The sequence below is a fragment of the Massilia sp. CCM 8734 genome, from assembly GCF_011682155.1.
In the GTDB taxonomy this organism is placed as follows: Bacteria; Pseudomonadota; Gammaproteobacteria; order Burkholderiales; family Burkholderiaceae_D; genus Telluria_A; species Telluria_A rubra.
Genome location: NZ_WHJI01000164.1, coordinates 1 through 701, shown reverse-complemented (window position 1 = coordinate 701; position 701 = coordinate 1). Strand labels below are relative to the sequence as shown.

1 protein-coding gene is annotated in these 701 nt (G+C 58.8%); it reads left to right on the top strand.

Annotated features, from left to right (window positions below; genetic code table 11):
- Positions 1-701, top strand: a 701-nt coding sequence (locus F2P46_RS36060) for an IS1380 family transposase (protein ID WP_166899314.1), incomplete at both ends; no start/stop codon positions are given.

Genomic DNA, 701 nt, shown 5'->3' with positions numbered 1-701 from the left:
TGCCCGACCGGCGCCATCAGAGTTACGTCAGCCATTCGTATCACGATCTTCTGACGCAGCGCATCTATCAAATCGGCTGTGGCTACGAGGACGGCAACGACGCGAATCGCCTGCGCCACGACCCAATGTTCAAACTTGGCGCGGCCCGTTTGCCGTTTGATGCCGCCGGCGCGCTGGCATCGGGAGCGACGATCTCACGCTTCGAACACGCAGCAAGTCGTCAAGATATTTATCGCGTCAGCGAGGCTCTGGTCGAACAGTTCATTGCCAACTTCGCCAGCCCGCCAAAGAGCTTGATTCTCGATCTGGATCACTCCGAGGATGCGTGCTACGGCCAGCAGCCGCTGGCGTTCTACAACCACCATTATGGTTCGACCTGCTACTTGCCGCTGATGATCTTCGACGGCCAGTCGGGCGGCTTGATCGCGGCGGTGCTGCGCCCCGGAAGGCGACCATTTGGCGAAGAGAACGCGATGATCATGCGGCGCGTTCTGAAACGGATTCGTCAGCACTTCCCCGATACGCATATTCTCGTACGTGGCGACGGACACTTCAGTGGCCCTGAATTAATGAGCCTGATCGATGGGATGTCGAACATGGACTTCATTTTTGGTTTCGCCTGCAACACCAAGCTCCTTGCGATGGCCGAGCCGACCAGACTTCGCGCCATCGACCGGTGGGTGGCTGCGCAATCGCAGGAC